Annotated in this window: 12 protein-coding genes and 2 tRNA genes; 4 read left to right on the forward strand and 10 right to left on the reverse strand. The window is 61.9% G+C overall.

Annotation, left to right across the window (positions count from 1 at the left end):
- Position 1: 1 nt before the first annotated feature.
- The 4 genes from J8F10_RS31885 to J8F10_RS31900 form a co-directional block, all read right to left on the reverse strand.
- Positions 2-1,519, reverse strand: coding sequence for a phage NrS-1 polymerase family protein (locus tag J8F10_RS31885; protein WP_210660725.1), 1,518 nt, complete (start codon positions 1,517-1,519; stop codon positions 2-4).
- Positions 1,520-1,836: 317 nt separating this feature from the next.
- The gene (locus J8F10_RS31890) at positions 1,837-2,079 is read right to left on the reverse strand and encodes a helix-turn-helix domain-containing protein (protein WP_210660727.1); all 243 of its coding nucleotides are present in this window, start codon (positions 2,077-2,079) and stop codon (positions 1,837-1,839) included.
- Positions 2,073-2,288: a hypothetical protein gene (locus tag J8F10_RS31895; protein ID WP_210660729.1), complete on the reverse strand. Its 216-nt coding sequence runs from the start codon at positions 2,286-2,288 to the stop codon at positions 2,073-2,075. The genes J8F10_RS31890 and J8F10_RS31895 overlap by 7 nt, the downstream gene beginning before the upstream one ends.
- Before the next feature lie 868 nt (positions 2,289-3,156).
- Positions 3,157-4,389, reverse strand: a complete 1,233-nt coding sequence (locus J8F10_RS31900; protein WP_210660731.1) for a tyrosine-type recombinase/integrase — start codon at positions 4,387-4,389, stop codon at positions 3,157-3,159.
- Positions 4,390-4,605: 216 nt separating this feature from the next.
- Here J8F10_RS31900 and J8F10_RS31905 point away from each other — a divergent pair.
- Positions 4,606-4,677, forward strand: a tRNA-Ala gene (locus tag J8F10_RS31905).
- 3 nt (positions 4,678-4,680) lie between these two features.
- A tRNA-Arg gene (locus J8F10_RS31910) sits at positions 4,681-4,754 on the forward strand.
- On the opposite strand, the gene J8F10_RS31915 is transcribed toward J8F10_RS31910, so the two are convergent.
- The 5 genes from J8F10_RS31915 to J8F10_RS31935 all read right to left on the reverse strand — a co-directional run bounded on the left by J8F10_RS31915 (position 4,745) and on the right by J8F10_RS31935 (position 12,169).
- Positions 4,745-5,566, reverse strand: a complete 822-nt coding sequence (locus J8F10_RS31915) for a HEAT repeat domain-containing protein (protein WP_210660733.1) — start codon at positions 5,564-5,566, stop codon at positions 4,745-4,747. The genes J8F10_RS31910 and J8F10_RS31915 overlap by 10 nt on opposite strands.
- A gap of 111 nt (positions 5,567-5,677) precedes the next feature.
- Positions 5,678-7,504: a serine/threonine protein kinase gene (locus J8F10_RS31920; protein WP_210660735.1), complete on the reverse strand. Its 1,827-nt coding sequence runs from the start codon at positions 7,502-7,504 to the stop codon at positions 5,678-5,680.
- 738 nt (positions 7,505-8,242) lie between these two features.
- On the reverse strand, positions 8,243-8,749 hold the full coding sequence (locus J8F10_RS31925) for a GNAT family N-acetyltransferase (protein ID WP_210660737.1): 507 nt from the start codon (positions 8,747-8,749) through the stop codon (positions 8,243-8,245).
- A gap of 45 nt (positions 8,750-8,794) precedes the next feature.
- Positions 8,795-9,712: an aldo/keto reductase gene (locus tag J8F10_RS31930; RefSeq protein WP_210660739.1), complete on the reverse strand. Its 918-nt coding sequence runs from the start codon at positions 9,710-9,712 to the stop codon at positions 8,795-8,797.
- Between the two features lie 318 nt (positions 9,713-10,030).
- The gene (locus J8F10_RS31935) at positions 10,031-12,169 is read right to left on the reverse strand and encodes a helix-turn-helix domain-containing protein (protein WP_210660740.1); all 2,139 of its coding nucleotides are present in this window, start codon (positions 12,167-12,169) and stop codon (positions 10,031-10,033) included.
- Between the two features lie 163 nt (positions 12,170-12,332).
- Here J8F10_RS31935 and J8F10_RS31940 point away from each other — a divergent pair, with 163 nt between their 5' ends.
- Positions 12,333-12,560: a hypothetical protein gene (locus J8F10_RS31940; RefSeq protein WP_210660742.1), complete on the forward strand. Its 228-nt coding sequence runs from the start codon at positions 12,333-12,335 to the stop codon at positions 12,558-12,560.
- A 54-nt stretch (positions 12,561-12,614) separates the two neighbouring features.
- Here the strand turns inward: J8F10_RS31940 and J8F10_RS31945 are convergent, their stop codons facing one another.
- Positions 12,615-13,724: a hypothetical protein gene (locus J8F10_RS31945; protein WP_210660744.1), complete on the reverse strand. Its 1,110-nt coding sequence runs from the start codon at positions 13,722-13,724 to the stop codon at positions 12,615-12,617.
- A 283-nt stretch (positions 13,725-14,007) separates the two neighbouring features.
- Here J8F10_RS31945 and J8F10_RS39440 point away from each other — a divergent pair, with 283 nt between their 5' ends.
- Positions 14,008-15,309, forward strand: coding sequence for a DegT/DnrJ/EryC1/StrS family aminotransferase (locus J8F10_RS39440; RefSeq protein ID WP_246523683.1), 1,302 nt, complete (start codon positions 14,008-14,010; stop codon positions 15,307-15,309).
- Positions 15,310-15,321: the final 12 nt, after the last annotated feature.

The raw sequence follows: 15,321 nt of genomic DNA on the forward strand, positions 1-15,321 counted from the left end.
ACTACATCCACAGGGTGGGTTCCGATTGTTCCTCGGCCGGCACAGTGAAGGGCAGCGCGTTGAAGGTGAATAGCCGCGGCGTTGGAGGCTCGAACGGTCCGCGGCCGGCCGCGATGTCACCGATCGTGAATAACCCGTTGGGTGCGGCCACTACTTCGGTCACGCGCTGGGATTCGTCGCCCCACAACCAGAACGGCGCGTCGATCCCGCTGTCGGGATGATTAACCAAGCCGGACAGATTCACCCGCACGTCGCCTTTGGTCTTGCCCGTGACCGGGAAGATGGTCGGCGGCTTGAGTTCTTTTTTCCCGTCGGATGCCGCTTCCGCTGCGGCTTTACGAGCAGGCATGTCCGCGACGAACACTTCTCGACAATGGCGAGCAATGCGCGCGTCCAGGTCCGAATCCGGGACCGGGCGCCACGCCGTCTCCCACGCGTGGTACTCGTCGCACCACTGAACGATCGTCGGGTGCCCTTCTGGGGTGCGTGACGCATCCACGAGCAGACGGGCGAGACGGAACGGGTCATTCCACTGCTCACCTTCTTCGGGCTTTGGGATGCAGACTTCGTGCGCGGCATCCTCCAGAGTGCTGCCAGCTGGAGCGGTTGCAGCATCAGCACGGTACGCGCTACCGACCGTCGGCCGGGCGCGCGGCTGGTAGGTATCTTTCGTGCTCGCAATCGCTTTGGCGATCGTCCGCGATCGGTATTCAGGGCGCGTGGTCCACTTCTTGCGCTCGCCCAGTTTGGACTGGTTGAACACAGACTCTATGCGGCCGGCGTCCTTATCGAACCAGAATGCGAGGTGGCAGCATAGGGCCAGGTCCGCATCGGATTGTGACTTGTAGGCACTGGCTTCGCCGTCGTAAAGCGCCCGGATCTTGGACCCGTTCTTCGGGTTCTCGAGCATGAGGCGGAGGACGTCACACCCCGCGGGTGGCACATGGGTGCCCGCGGTCGCGCGCCTGGATTCGGGTTTCGGCGCAGCGGGTTCAATATCAGGTGCGAGCAGTTCGGTAACAAGCCGTTCGCCCTCGGCCTGGCAATCAGCAACTGCTTCGCCCGCTAGTACCTCAGACGTGACCGTGAAGAATCGCCCCCGCGTATAAATCTCGACATCAAGTACCGTGTTCTTGCCGCCCGTCTTGAGCCCCAGCGCATCAAGCGCCGAGGTGAGGTCGGCCCGGAAGAACAGCTTGTACCCGGTCCCGGTGGGCGAGCGCTCTGCGTAGGTCGGGAACCGCTCGAGCAGGGACCGGCCGAGTGCCGTCATCGAGCCTTGATGAAAGCACCCGTCCACGTCCACACCGGACCATCCATCGCCGAGAAAGAAGCCGAGACCGGCGAAGCTGCGTTCACCAGTACCGCCGGCCGAGTCGGATGTGCCGCGATAGGCCGCAAGCGCGTCCGCAAAGGCGGCCCAAGTGGCCGGGTTAGTGGAGGACGCATTGCGCCCGTCGAGCTGGCGTGGAACTTTGGTCCAACGGCCCTGCTTGGGGCTGCGATCCCAGGACCACACACACCAGCGCGCCGCCCGGCGCATCTCGGGGGGATGCCCTTGGGGTCGATGGGGAGCAGCTCCGGGCGCCCGGCCGTAAGGATACGCGCTTTAAGGTCACGGGCCGCCCGGCGGATCGTGTCATCGTCGCTGCCCGGAGTCGGTTCAACGGTCATTACCGGCCTCCTGGGGCCATGCCCAGCCGGCAAGCGTCGGAGTGTCGGGTATCATGTAAGCACTCTCGGAAACCGTCAGTTTCGTACCTGGCGGTGGATGCTCGGTTGTCTTGGCGTGCTGGTCGGATTCAGATGACCCGCAGTGGGTCGTCGCATTTCACGTCACTTGTAAAACTCAATCACGTCGTTTTGCCGCTTCGTTCGTTTCACTGCCTTGATTTCCGGTTGGGGCGTGCGCGCCAGCTCGAAGACCTCGAGCGCGGCCGTAGAGATGCGCCAGCGCGGGCGCTTCGATCGGGCGCCCCGCGAAACGTTGACGGCCTTGAGTTCGGCAATCGCGATCCAGGCGAGGACGGTTGCCTGAGAGACACCGAAACGGCGCGCGACTTCGGAGACGGTCAGCATGAGGCCGCCTCCGTCTTCTGATCGCGGATGTAGCCAGCGGCCAACAGCGCCGCACGAATGGCCGGCTCATCGGATTCAGCGAAAACGCGGAACCGATCGACCTTGATGTGCGGCACTTGTCCCCGTTCCGCGAGCCGGAACAAGTGGTGCGGAGAAGCGCCAACTCTCAGGGCCGTCACACCCAACATGTGGAACTTGTTGCTGCTCATGAGCACTCCGGCGTGTGATGTGTGACATCGGACATGACCGGCTAATGGCACGCGGGGTAAAATGGGGGTGGTGAATGAAGAAGTCATTGGGTTCAATGTGTGAAATTGCATGAACATCAAGCGAAAATCGAATCGGACCGACGTTACACCACTCTGCGAAGTTGGGAAGGCGGTTCTCACCCGAGACTGGCTCGGATTGAGCAGAATAGTGAACAAGAGTTATGGGAAGTGGTTGAACCGGGAGCAGCTAACGGCACTGGTCGCGGACAACGGTTACTCCGATGCCACAGAGGAATGGGGGCCGTACCTCGATGGGCGAATGAGGGGCGATTGGCGGAGTGTAGGGGCCATCCAGCGGGGCCAGGTGTTTCAGAAGGCCCACTGCGATCCCCCGCAACCGGTGCCCGCGAAACCGGCCGTTGCTGATGTCCCCAAAAGGGCGGTGAAAAAGCGCGTGAAGCGACCGTGCCGAGGGTGTGGCACGAGCCTTGCGAGCTGTCACCCCTCCAAGCTGACGTGTGGGCCCAAGTGCCGAATGATCGCTTACCGCAAAGGCGCATCATCGGCCTTTGGCCGGCGCAGGTGCTTGTTTTGCGCGAACTGGTTCTGGTCGAAACGCAAAGCTCAGTGGTGCTGTAACGCTTCGTGCTACGGAAAACTTCTCCGTCGTCGCGCCGCGGTGCTGAGACTTAAAAGTGACGGCCGTACTTGGCCGGAGATTGCGGCCAGGTACGATGTGAAGTTGCTTGTCCTAAAGAGATGGGCAGTAGGAGCCGTTAAACAACCCCTTAGCACCTCGTTGTACCAAATCTCGGGTTCACCTGAGAACCGGCACGGGCGACAAAAATGGGGTGCGAGACCCGCTGAACTACGCGACGGTTAAAGCTCCAGGCCAGAGCCAGGCGCGCACGTGATCGGCCACGGCACGTAGGCGGGTATCGTCGATGCGCTCGCGGTACACACCGGCCATTGACGAATCAACGTGCCCCATCATGAGGTTGACGGCCACTTGGTCTTTTGAGTCGCCACCGATCGTCTCGAACGTGTGCCGCAGGGCGTAGAAATTCACGCCATCGCGCCGGATACCGAGGGTACTGAGGAGCGTCCCGAACTTGTCTTTGATCAAGTCGTAACGGTAGCCGGGCTTCTTTTGGACGACGAACGGGGTTCCGCGCGTCGTCAGAAACACCCGGTTCGCGTCCTTGGGAGAGGCGGGTTGACGCCGAACCATGATCGAGTCGCGAATCGCCGTGACGGTTTCCGGCCACAGCGGGCATCGGCGCGCGATCCCCGTTTTCGGCCTAGGGAAGTTGATCCAGCCCTTCTCCATGTCCACCGCGGTGAGAGTCAGCTCAGCGCAATCGGTGTTCCCGAACCCGCAGTTCACCCCGAGCAGGACCATCGCGCGCAACGTGGGGTCGGCCCGCACGAGCGCTTCGCCGTCGGCGCCCGGGATCATCTTCCCGTCGAGCATCGCCCGCAGATCCTCCCGCTCGAACATCTTCGACGGGCGCCCGGCGCGGTGCCGTCGTAGGACCGATTTGTCGGGTTTCACGAACTCCGGCCCGTACCGCACCGGGCGCTCGAGCAAAGCGGAGTCGTAACCGAACTTGAACACTGACTTCGCCCGCGTGATGCTGTTGCCCAACCGCACCGGCCCCCACCGCTTCGCCATCGTCGACCGGAGCTTGGAGAAATCTTCGGCCGCGAGATCGTCGACCAGGCGGTTGGACCCGAAGGCCGCGACCAACAGATCGGTTATCAGCTTGTAGTCGTAGAAGAGGTTCGAGCTCAGTTCCCCGGCCTCGACCTTCCGGAGCTTCGCCGTGAGGAACGCGTTGGCTAGATCCTTGACGGTCAACCCGCCCGGCTTCACCCGCGGCGTGCGGCCCGAGTGCAGATCGTCCGCCACTGCCTTATACTTTTCCAGCGCGTCCTTCCAACCGTCCCCCTCGACGTGGACGAACTTCCCGTTCACGCGGCGCGCCCAGGCCCCGAAGTAGTGGATCTTCCCGCGGATCTTCTTTTGCCACGTCCCGGACGCGTGCGGTGTCAACGGGAAGTTGGCGTAGGGTTTCTTCGGTTTGCTGGTTTTGGGCATGTATCACCATCCTCCGCGGCGCAATTGCCGAAACCTGTGTGCTGATGAATTGGTAGTGGCAGAAGTAGTAAAATGAGAATCGTATGGTTAGCGTGAGGAGCGAAAATTGCTGAAATATAAGCCAGTGCGACTGGTTTTCTCGTACAATAAGCCTGGTCTCATAAACCGCGGAGATGGGGGTGCAAGTCCCTCACGGGGATCTGGATTTGATGTGTCGCACCGATCGTTTAGTGAGTAAGACGCCGCCTTTGCAAGTCGGAGACGGGGGTGCAAGTCCCTCTCGGTGCATTCGCCCCGATCGTTTAACGAGTAAGACGCCGGCCTTCGGAGCCGGAGATGGCGGGTGCGAGTCCCGTCACGGGGCTTCCGATTGGCGCGGGTTACGGAGTTCGGTCAGCACGCGCTCGCACACGGCGGCGAGGCGTTTGGCGAACCGATGAGCAGTTTGGTTTTCCTCGGCCGGGAGTAGCGATTCCCACGCTCGCCGTAGTGCGTGGGCGGCGGGTAGCGACGCGATCGCCGCCCACGCGCCGGGCACGTCGTTCGTTCCGGGGTACGGGAGCAGCGAGCGCAGTAATTCTGCCGCCGGATCGCTCAGTACACGCAACCACACGTCGCGCGCAGCGCCGGCGACGTCGGTGTCCGCTTCGGCGCACTTTCGCACGATAATTGGCAGCAGTGGTAGCGCGGTGGCTGGTTCCCACCGCAACAATGCACGCAGTCCGGTGAGCCTCACTTTCGGGTGCGCATCGGCAAGACTCAGCGCGAGTAGCGGAAGTGCTTCCGCAGCGAACTCGGGCGCAACGTGCCCCAAAGTCGCTGCCGCACGAATGCGCTGGCGCTCGAAGTGGTGGCGGATGGCCGGGCCGTAGTCGCGTTCGGGTCGGATGCGCGGGCCGATAGCAGTTGCCGCCGCGAGCCGGACGTGCGGACTTGCATCTCGAAGCGTCAACGCGACGAGCGTAGTGTGAACGCTCCTATCGACATCGGCGAACCGTCCCGCGACACCCGCTGCGACTTCGCGCACGCACCATACCGGGTCGCTGAGGGCGCTCAGAACGGCTGCGTGTACGGCGGTGCTGGCAAACGTTTCGGGTACGCGGAGTATGGCGCTGCGCCGAATTTCCGCGCTCGGGTCGCTCAATTCGGCCAGAAGTGATTCGAGTGACGTCCCCATATTCACGCCCGTAAACAGGCGCGGAAGCCGAACGGATGATCCGTGCCGCTCCCGCGCTGGCGCTCTTTAGCTTACGGACAAGAAGGTGCGTGCTGGCGTTTAGCGCACGGGCTATTTCGGTCCCTTCTGGTGGAACCGGAAGTCGTCGAAATTAACGTGCCCCCACTGACCGGAGTAGTTGTCGACGATTCGGATGAAGATCTCCTTACCCTCCACGGTCTTCAAATCGACCCACACCCGGTTCATGTCTTCCACCTCGCCGCCGCTGCGGGCGCGGTAGAACGCGATCCCGGTTTCTTTGGCGACGAGTTCCACACCCAGGTCTTCGAGCGGCCCGCCGCCGACGAGGAAGCTGGCCCACGGGTGCGTGACTTTAAACGGCACGCTCGTGAGTGTGCCCGTCGGCGTATCCTGGAGCCGCTCGTACCCGCCGATCCAGAACTTGCCCTGGTGCCGGCTCTTCATCCCGAACCGGCGCGCGGCAACCGTGTCCCCCTGAATCGGCTGCTCCCGGAACGCCTCGCCCTCAGCCGTCCAGTCCTTAAGTGTGCCGTCCTCGAAGTCGAGGTTCAGCGGCTTGCCGTCCGCACCGAGCGGCAGCACCCCGGCGTCGGCCGGCGGTGGAACCACGTCCGGCAAACCGACGTTCGGGTTCGGGCGCTCCGCCCCGCGATTCGCATCGCTGCGCCCGCTCTTCGCGATGACCACGCCGACCACGACGGTCAGCGCGAGTACCGCTGCCGCAATGCCGCCGACCATCAGGTACCGCTGTTTCCGTTTGGCCGCGCGAGCCGCGCCTTTCTTCTTCGAGTTGCGCCGGCCCTTTCCGCTGACCAGGCCCGTTAGCGTGGCCTGCATCTTTTCCGTCTGCGCCATGTCGGTCCCGGAAAGGCCCGCGACCACGCGCGCGGTGCCGGTGCTGGGGAGCCATTCACTCAGTGCGGTCACCACGTCGCCGGGGGACTGGTAGCGATCCTCCGGCTTCTTCGCGAGCATGCGCCCCAGAACGGTCGACAGCGCCGGCGGAACCGTTTTGTCCAGTGTGCTCAGGGCCGGGGCGTTTTTCATCTGGTGCTGAGCGAGCTTCTGGGTCGTGCTCCCCTGGAACGGCGGCTTGCCCGTTACCAGCGTGAAGAACGTGGCCCCGAGGCTGTAGATGTCGGCCCGGATGTCGATGCGCGGGGCGTTCATCGCCTGTTCGGGCGAGATGAAGTCGGGGGTGCCAACGACCGAGCCCTCGTCGAGCACTTCGGTGAGCTTGTCGCGCGCGCTCACCATCGAGCGCGCGAGGCCCATATCGAGGATCTTGATGACGCCGTCCGCGGTCAGCATCAGGTTCGCGGGCTTGATGTCGCGGTGAATGAAGCCCTTTTCGTAGGCGTGCTGGAGCCCGGCCGCGGCCTGCGAGATGTAATCTACCCCGCGCGACAGACCCATCGCGCCGCCCTTCTGCAGCAGCGATTCGAGCGTGTCGCCCGGGACGAACTCCATGACGAGGAACCGCACCGTTCCGTGCTGCCCCACGTCGTGGATGCGAACGATGTTCGGGTGGTCCAGGGCCGCCGCGGCGCGCGCTTCCCGGAGGAACCGCTCCAGCGCGAGCTTGTCCATCGCCTTGTCGCCGTGGAGCACCTTCAGCGCGACCTTGCGGTTCAGGTCTTCGTGTTCGGCGAGGTAAACGGTGCCCATGCCGCCCTGCCCGAGCGGGCGCAGGATCTTGTATTGCCCGAGGCAGAACCCGCGGGACTTCCCGGCGAGGAGTTGCGTCGCTTGATAGGACGTCAGTAATTCAACTTTGACGAGCTTCTGGGCGCACTCGCGGGGATCGACGGGCAGATCGGAATCGTCCGGGAACAGTTCTTGGAACTTGGTGTCGTCGAGAACGCCACTCTTCCGAACGAGATCAAGGAATTCGTTCGCCGTCGCGGGCGGAGGCATAGAACACCAGACCTTGGGCGACGATGAGAGAGATAGGATTACAGCCACCGTAGAACACGATTTCCTCCGAAGCAGGAAAACTCTTACTTCTTTGCACAAATGCCACAAGTACCTTCGTGCGAAGCTATTTCGGTATCGTTCTGGCACACGGGGCGGGCACAAAAGTGCGCGCGATCAACGACACCAGCGGCCCGGGATGAGCGGCTGCCATTCTGGTGCCCTCACTTCTTTTGCCTTGGCTTTTCGTGCCGGTCGCGTCTGCGGTGTTGGAGCCGGGAACGTCGAGCGGCCACAGTTGATCGCCTATGGGAGCGGGAACGGTGGCCCGCAGTAACGAATCCGAATACTGGAAGTGGTGTCAGTCTCTCGTGTCGGGCGACGGTATCACTGTTGAAATAAGCTTGATAAATACAAGTCGCAGACGGCACGTTGGACAGAATTTATCTTGCCTGATTTGGGGCTTTTCGATTGTTTCTTTCCACGACAATGCGTTTACGGGTAGACGCGCGCCGAGCCCGAGCCGGTACCCCCACCCATTTTGAACCATGAATTCTTCCAACTCGCAGGCGTTGCATAGAACAATCGACTGGCCGGCGGCTAGTTGATATTCTCGAAATTCAGCCTTGCCCATTTGTTCCGCGGCCCCGTCCCACCCACCGCAAATGAAACACGGAGTCACCGCGCGGGATTCGAGGGCGGCATAGCATACGGGGCACTGCGATCGTCCCATTGGTCACCTCAGCCCGACGGCCGCAGCGTCAACTGCGTGTAAGTCACATCGAGCCAGCGGTCGAACTTGCGGCCCACTTCGCGGAAGGTGCCGATCAGCTCGAAACCGACCGCGTACTGCAGCGCGAGACTCGCCTGCTGGTCGCTGCTCGTTCCGCCGATGATGGTGTGCATTCCGGCCTTCTTCGCGCGCTCGATGAGATCGAGCAGCAGCGTGCGGCCGAGCCCGCGCCGGTGGTGCTCGTGGTGGACGTACACCGATGCTTCCGCGGCCCAGGCGTACCCGCACCGCGACTTCCACGGCGACAGCGCGCCCCAGGCGATTATCTGCCCGTCCGCCTCGGCGACCGTGGCCGGATATTTTTCGGACCGCTCGCGCATCCACGCGGCCCGTTCCTCGGCCGTTTCGAGTTCGATCTGGTACGTGCAGGTGGAGTGCGTCACGTAGTAGTTGTAAATGGCGCGGATCGGTTCCGCGTCGGACGCGGTCGCCAGTCGGATCGTGAATTCTGCCATCGGGCTACCTCATCCCATAACGAGCATCGCTGTGATGTGCTCAGTTTATTCCGGGAACCCGTGCTGGCGGCGGTGGTACGGGCCGTCGTAGGCTTGCGTGGACTTCGACCACTCGAACCGGCCGTCGCTGGCGACGGTCTTCACGCGGGCCAGGAGCGCTTCGGTTTCGGCCTTTTCCATCGGCTTGAAGGCGCGGGCGATGGCCACGTCCTGCATCAGTACCTTCATGGAATCGATGCCCACCACCAGCGACGCGATCTCCTGCGAGAGCGCGAACCGGAGGCACTCGTCCACGGTCGCAACGCCCCCTGCGACGATGCGCCCGCCGTCCACCATGTTCCCGCCGCCCAAGCTCTTCATCCCGATCGCGGCGACGTTCTTCTTCTTCAGTTCCGGGATCACCTCGTGAATGCTGCTGCGGTAGAAGTAGTCGCACACGTTGACCGGGAGCTGGCACGTGTCCCAGTTGGTGTGCTTGCCGAGCATGTTCAGGAAGATGTGCGGCGCCTTGTGCCCGGTGAACCCGATGAACCGCACCTTGCCGGCTTTCTGGGCTTCGAGGGCCACCGCGAGCGCGCCGCGCTCGACGACCCATTCGGGGTCGTTGTCGTAGTTGATCTCGTGGAACTGCCAGAGGTCGATCACGTCGGTTTGCAGCCGGCGGAGGCTGTCTTCGAGGTGTTGGCGGCTGGTGTCCGCGTCGCGCCCGCAGTTCTTCGTCATGAGGAAGACTTTTTGGCGTCGACCGCCCGTCGCGAGCGCCTTGCCCATGATCTCTTCGCTGCGGCCCTCGTGATAGTCCCACGCATTGTCGAAGAACGTGACGCCCTCATCGATGGCGGCGTGCATGATGCGTTCGGCTTCGGTGTCGCCGATGGCCGGCTGCCCGATGTGCCACCCGCCGAGGCAGATAATGGACACGTTGGCGCCGGTCTTACCGAGTGGCCGCGTGGGGAGGGACATCGTGAGAGGCTCCGGGAACGGTGGGAGTGCGAAATCCGTTCCCGGCACAATACCGCGCCCGCGACTCGGGGCAACACTGACCGCTCAGGTCGCTGATTTGCTGCGCCACTTGGTGAGGAGTTGGCGAACTGCCTCGGCCTGCGGGCTTTCGATCGCGGTGAAGATACTGAGGGCGAGTTCTGCGAGTCTAACGGCTTCGTCTGATTGACTGAGTCGACACAGCATCAATTTCATGTCAAATGACGAATTTCCTTCGCTGCGTTGGTTTCCCAGCTCACGAGCACGGGTCGCTCCTGTTTTGTGTTAATTAAAGTAGTTCTACATACTGTTAATATGTTTTTGCGCGTGATTTATGCTAATTAATATGTCATTTTCTGACCGTCGGTCCCCGATCTCGCGGGCAATAACTAGAGCATCCTCTAGAAAATGAAGAGATTTCTGAATGTCTCCAGACTTGCCCCAAGCTCTCCCTAGGCTTGCCAACGACAATCCCTCACCTTGTCGGTCACCGATTTCAAGAGCTATGGCCAATGCTTGCTCGAAAAATGAAATTGATTTGTTTGCCTCTTTGAGCGAAAGCCATGCTATGCCTAAATTGCCTAATGCGCTTTCCTCCCATCTTCGGTTCCCGATTTTGCGGGCAATAGCAAGGTGCTCATTGTGAAATGTGAGGGACTTGTGGGGATCTCCGAGTGTGGTCCAAGCCAAACCAATATGTCCTAGTGCCGCACTTTCTCCTGTAAGATCACCAGCTTTGCGTGACATGACTAAGTATTGCTCATGAAAGTCAATAGCCCTGCGGGTTTGTCCATATTGATCCCACGCAACTCCCAAATTGCCTACAGCCGTGCGTTCGCCTGATTCGTCACGCATTTTACGACAAGCAAAAATTGCTTCTTCAAGCCAACGGATTTGCTCTAGAGGCGGTAACCAAAGAATGCAGATATTTGCACCATTAAGCGGATAATTTCGGCATAATTGAGTGGCAAGCTTATTCAAATTTTTGTATTGAACTGACCAGGCTTGACCGGCCCTAATGTTAATTTTCTCACTCTCAAAGAGCTTGCGCGCACGCAAGATGCTATTGTTACCCCGTAAATACAGGGCGTTCGCGGTAAAGATAACGCGACAATAGAAATGCGCAAACCGGCGTTCGGCTGCAGCTATACGATTTCTGGTGTTGCCTTGCATCTTGTACCATTTGACGGAATCGAATGCATTGCGGGCTATCGGCCGCATCAGGTCGTGGAGCGAGTAGCGGTCGGTATCTGCATCGAATTGCACGAGGCTGCGTTCGAGCAGGGCTGTGAGTTCGTCCTCGGCGGTGTCCGGTTCTTCGCTGGTTTTCAAATCCCAGATTGCGGCAGCGGCCGATGAGTCGAAGTCGGCCGGAAATACCGATAACATCTGCCACCGTGCTGCCAACTCTGCGTTCTCGCGGGTGAGCTCGCGGGCGCTCAGTCCCAATACTGCTTCTACGTCACGATCTGGCGTTTTGCCCTTCAGTCGCTCCAACCGCTTGGACTCATCTTTCAATGCCGCAATGTATTTCGGTAGCGGCCAGTTCTCGTGCAGTCGGAGGAAGTCACCGGCCACCCGCAGGGCCAGCGGCAACCACCCACACTGTTCCGCGACAGTTCGTAATTCGTCGTCCGTTCCCTTTGTCCCGATGATCCCGCGGATCAGAGTGAGGGCTTCGTCCGGCGGCAGCACACCGAGACGAAGCGATTCCACGTAATCGAGTTCCAAGGTGTTTCGGCTCGTAACTATGAACGCCACCGGCGGCACCGACAGCAGACTTCTGACTTGGGCTTCGTCCTTCGCATCGTCCAGTAGAACGAGTGCTTTCTTGCCTGTAAGAACCCGTCGGTAAAGGGGAAGTAACTCTTTCTCGTCGTCCGGGAGCTTGTCGGTTTCGGGATGGAAGGCGCGGATGATCTGGGCCATCGCCTGGACTGGCGTGAGCGGCTGTTCGGACATCCCGCGAAGCTCGACTACGAGTTGGCCGTCTGGGAAGTCGTCTTTCACTTCCCAGCACGCTTCGATCGCAGTCACCGTTTTGCCAACGCCACCCATTCCTTGCAATGCCGACGAAACGCCGACAACCCCACCCTCACCGCGAAGCCGGGTTGTAATTCGGGTCAGTTCATCTTCGCGACCCGTGAAGTCCGGTAATGAGAGCGGGAACCGAACCATCTCAAGCGAGAGGCTGGGGCACGTAGTACGGGGAGCTAGTGCCTCTTCGATCGAGATTCCAAGTGCGTCGGTTAACTTTTTCAACGATTCGAGACTTGCTGTCCCCCGCTTTTCAATCCGAAACACCATGTTGGCGTCACTCCAACCGGACTCCTTTGCTAAATCCTCTTGAGACCAGCCTTTAGCAATTCGCTTGGTTCGGATGATGTCCGCGTTGATCCGCACACCGGGGCCGCCTTTTCGTGCTGGCTGTTTAGCCATCTGTCGGTGTCCTGTCGGTGCCATGCCGGTGTGTCGGTAATCTGCCCACAGATTCGGGCAACCGCCTCTGCAATGCTACCTGTGTCAATCGCGATTGGTTCCAGCTTACCCGACTGGCCATCGGGTGAGCACCAAATTCAGACTTGATTCAGGGAGACGTGCAATGGCAAAGAAGCAAAAGAGTGTGGTGCGAATCTTCGGTATCACGATTCGCTTGGTGTCTCGTGCGGCCGGGAAGGATTCGCGGTGCTATGGTGTGCAGGTTCGCGTTACCGGCGGCAAGCGGCTCGGGAACGCAGTGCGGAAGTTCGGTCGGGCGCTGCGGTCGCGGTTTCTGACAAAAGGGGCCGTGCTCGCGATAGCCGCAGCCCTCGTTGGGATTGCGGCCTGATGGGTCGTCGCGGTCCGGCGAACCCATCCTTGTGGGTGGGACTCGCTGGGTCAATTACGCCAGCCGCGTGTCGTCATCGTCGCGTAGCGGGCCGAAGTCAAAGATGTCGTCGAGCGGGTTGCGCTTCGGTTTGGGCTTTTTGGCCGGCTTCGGCGCGGGGAGCGGGGCGTAGCGCCCGAGTGCGAGTTCAATCACCCAGCAGCCGCGGATGTGCTGCGGGGGTTCCTTCACCCCCACCTCGGTTCCGCGACAGTGGCGCAGAATCGCTTCCTCGTCGCAGTCCGCGTCGAGCAGCGCGTCCGCGAGGATCACCATCCGCTCGAACGCGCGTTCTTCAAAAATGCCCTGCGCGAGTTGCGTCACGGTGTCGGTGCGCCAGGCCGGTTCAAATCGCGGGGGCGTAAACGCATTGCCGACGATCTCACGCAGGACGCGCGCGAGCTGTTTGGCCGCAGCGCGATCGCGCTTCATTTCGGCCTCGAACTCGTCGTCCTGACTGCGCTGCTTGCCCTCATCGACCTTCCGCACGATTTCCAGGGCTTCCGCTTCCGCGAGCCGCTTGTTTTTGACCCCCGCTGTGCGGTCCGCGTGCTCGTCGCCCTCGTGCTTCAATCGCAGTGCGTTGTTCGCTGCGCCGTTGGCCCGCGTGCGGCTGCCCGCGGCCTGTTCCACGAGCGGCCGAATCTCTTCGAGCATCTCTTCATTGGCTTCGCGGAACAGCACGCGGACCACGGACGCCGCCTCGCCGACGGCCTCGCCGATCCACTCGATGGCGTTGGCCGCGTGCCGGCTCGCGGCCTGGAACAGCGGGAACGAGGGCGCGATTTGATTCGGCCGCGCGAGAACCGGGTCCGCAACGGTCGCCGCGTCGGGGTCCGCGGACCGCACGATCTCGCGCTGGGCCGCTTCCGCCGCACTCACGGCTTCCGGCAGGGCCGCATCAATCTTCTTGAGCCACTCGTTGCGGGTCTTGGCGCTCAGCGGTTCGAGCGCGAGTTCGGCGAAGTCGATGGCTTGCCGGAGCGGGCCGTCGGGGAGCACGTCCCACAACCGGCGCGCGTAGGCCGCCGACGCCAGCAGCCACTGGCGCGGCGAGAGCCGGTCGGCGACGAATTCCAGCATCTCATCGCCGTCGGCGCCGGTTTGCCAACTGGTTTCGTTCATCGAGAAAAGACCCTGGCGGCTCGCGTGGGGAAAGTTAACCTACTCGCGACCGGGTGCCAAATCCACCACTCTGTTCCCGCGACTGTATATGTCAGATTGCGCGCGACGCCGAACGAACACTGCGTTGCCGCTTCCCGTTCGCGGGACGGTATTCCAGTATACCTGAAATGCCGAGCGCTGTTTTGGTACGGCACAGGAAGAAGCGCAGGGCTTCCGCCCTGTGCTAAAACGCCGGCCCCTCCGGGGCGAAGACGAAATACTGCGATTCTTGTGTGTGGGAACCATGCACCCCGATCTCCCGGCCCTGCTCGGTGGCACGCCCACGCGACCCGAAGGGCCACCCCAATGGCCGCTTCTCGATGACGACGTGCGCGCCGCGGTTACAGAGGCGATGGCGACGGGCGCGTGGGGGCAGTACCACGCCGAACACGTCTGCGCGCTCGAAGCGGAACTGGCCACGTTCCACGGCGTCCCGCACGCACTCACCTGCGCGAGTGGCACGCTCGCGGTGGAGGTCGCACTTCGGGCGCTCCGTGTCGGTCCCGGCGACGAAGTTGTCATGTCGGCTTACGACTACGAATCGAACTTCCTCACGATCCACGCGCTCGGCGCGAAACCGGTGCTGATCGACATTCACCCGCACAACTGGCAGCTCGACGAAACCAAGCTCGAAGCGGCCTTCACGCCACAAACGAAGGCCGTGCTCTGTTCGCACCTGCACGGCGGGCTTGTTTCCATGCCCGCGGTGATGGAAATTGCCCGCAAGCACAATATCGGCGTCGTCGAAGACGCGGCGCAATCGCCCGGCGCAACGGTGATCGGCAAGCCGGCCGGGACGTGGGGCGACGTCGGCACGCTGAGTTTCGGCGGCTCGAAGCTACTCACCACCGGGCGCGGCGGGGCGCTGCTGTTCAACGACGCGCAGCTTTATCAGCGCGCGAAAAACTGGCTGCACCGCGGACTTCAACAGTGGGCGCCTCTCAGCGAACTACAAGCGGCCGTGCTGCGCCCCCAATTGCGGAAACTGCGTGCGACGACCGCGTGGCGCGCCGAGCGGGTGCGGGAGCTGGTGGCAGAACCTACCCCCCCGTCCCCCCTCCCTGAAGGGAAGGGGGAGAAAGAACTGTCGGCCGATGTCGCCTCAAGCACGGCGATTTCGCGCGCCAGCCCCCTTCCCTGCCAGGAGGGGGTCGCAGGGGAACCGTGGGGGGTTCCCCCCTCACAAGGGGCGAGGGGGACGGGGGTAGGTTCTGCGATTCAGCCCTTCGCCAACAACATCCCCGACTCGATTCCCGCCTTCTACAAAGTCGGCTTCCAGTACGCCCCCAGTATCTTCGGCCTGAAGCGCGAAATATTCGTCAAGGCGCTGCGGGCGGAGGGCGTCGCGTTCGATCCCGGCTTCAAAGCCCTTCACATCGGCCGATCGCCTTCGCGGTTCCGGGCACCGGGCGAACTCACGCACGCCGCCGACGCACACGAGCGCTGCGTCACGCTGCACCACCCCGTTCTTTCGGGCACAACGGCCGACGTTCAGCAGGTGGCGGACGCGGTGGCGAAGGTGTATCGTTACCGGGACCGATTTTAGCCCGCGTTGCGC

Source organism: Gemmata palustris, assembly GCF_017939745.1.
GTDB classification, from domain to species: domain Bacteria; phylum Planctomycetota; class Planctomycetia; order Gemmatales; family Gemmataceae; genus Gemmata; species Gemmata palustris.

Coding starts and splice junctions, on each gene's coding strand:
- J8F10_RS31920 (WP_210660735.1), bottom strand. CDS start 7,504: ATGCCTCCGCCCGCGACGGCGAACGAATTCCTTGATCTCGTTCGGAAG.
- J8F10_RS31900 (WP_210660731.1), bottom strand. CDS start 4,389: ATGCCCAAAACCAGCAAACCGAAGAAACCCTACGCCAACTTCCCGTTG.
- J8F10_RS31890 (WP_210660727.1), bottom strand. CDS start 2,079: ATGCTGACCGTCTCCGAAGTCGCGCGCCGTTTCGGTGTCTCTCAGGCA.
- J8F10_RS31940 (WP_210660742.1), top strand. CDS start 12,333: ATGGCAAAGAAGCAAAAGAGTGTGGTGCGAATCTTCGGTATCACGATT.
- J8F10_RS31945 (WP_210660744.1), bottom strand. CDS start 13,724: ATGAACGAAACCAGTTGGCAAACCGGCGCCGACGGCGATGAGATGCTG.
- J8F10_RS31915 (WP_210660733.1), bottom strand. CDS start 5,566: ATGGGGACGTCACTCGAATCACTTCTGGCCGAATTGAGCGACCCGAGC.
- J8F10_RS31935 (WP_210660740.1), bottom strand. CDS start 12,169: ATGGCTAAACAGCCAGCACGAAAAGGCGGCCCCGGTGTGCGGATCAAC.
- J8F10_RS39440 (WP_246523683.1), top strand. CDS start 14,008: ATGCACCCCGATCTCCCGGCCCTGCTCGGTGGCACGCCCACGCGACCC.
- J8F10_RS31895 (WP_210660729.1), bottom strand. CDS start 2,288: ATGAGCAGCAACAAGTTCCACATGTTGGGTGTGACGGCCCTGAGAGTT.
- J8F10_RS31925 (WP_210660737.1), bottom strand. CDS start 8,749: ATGGCAGAATTCACGATCCGACTGGCGACCGCGTCCGACGCGGAACCG.
- J8F10_RS31930 (WP_210660739.1), bottom strand. CDS start 9,712: ATGTCCCTCCCCACGCGGCCACTCGGTAAGACCGGCGCCAACGTGTCC.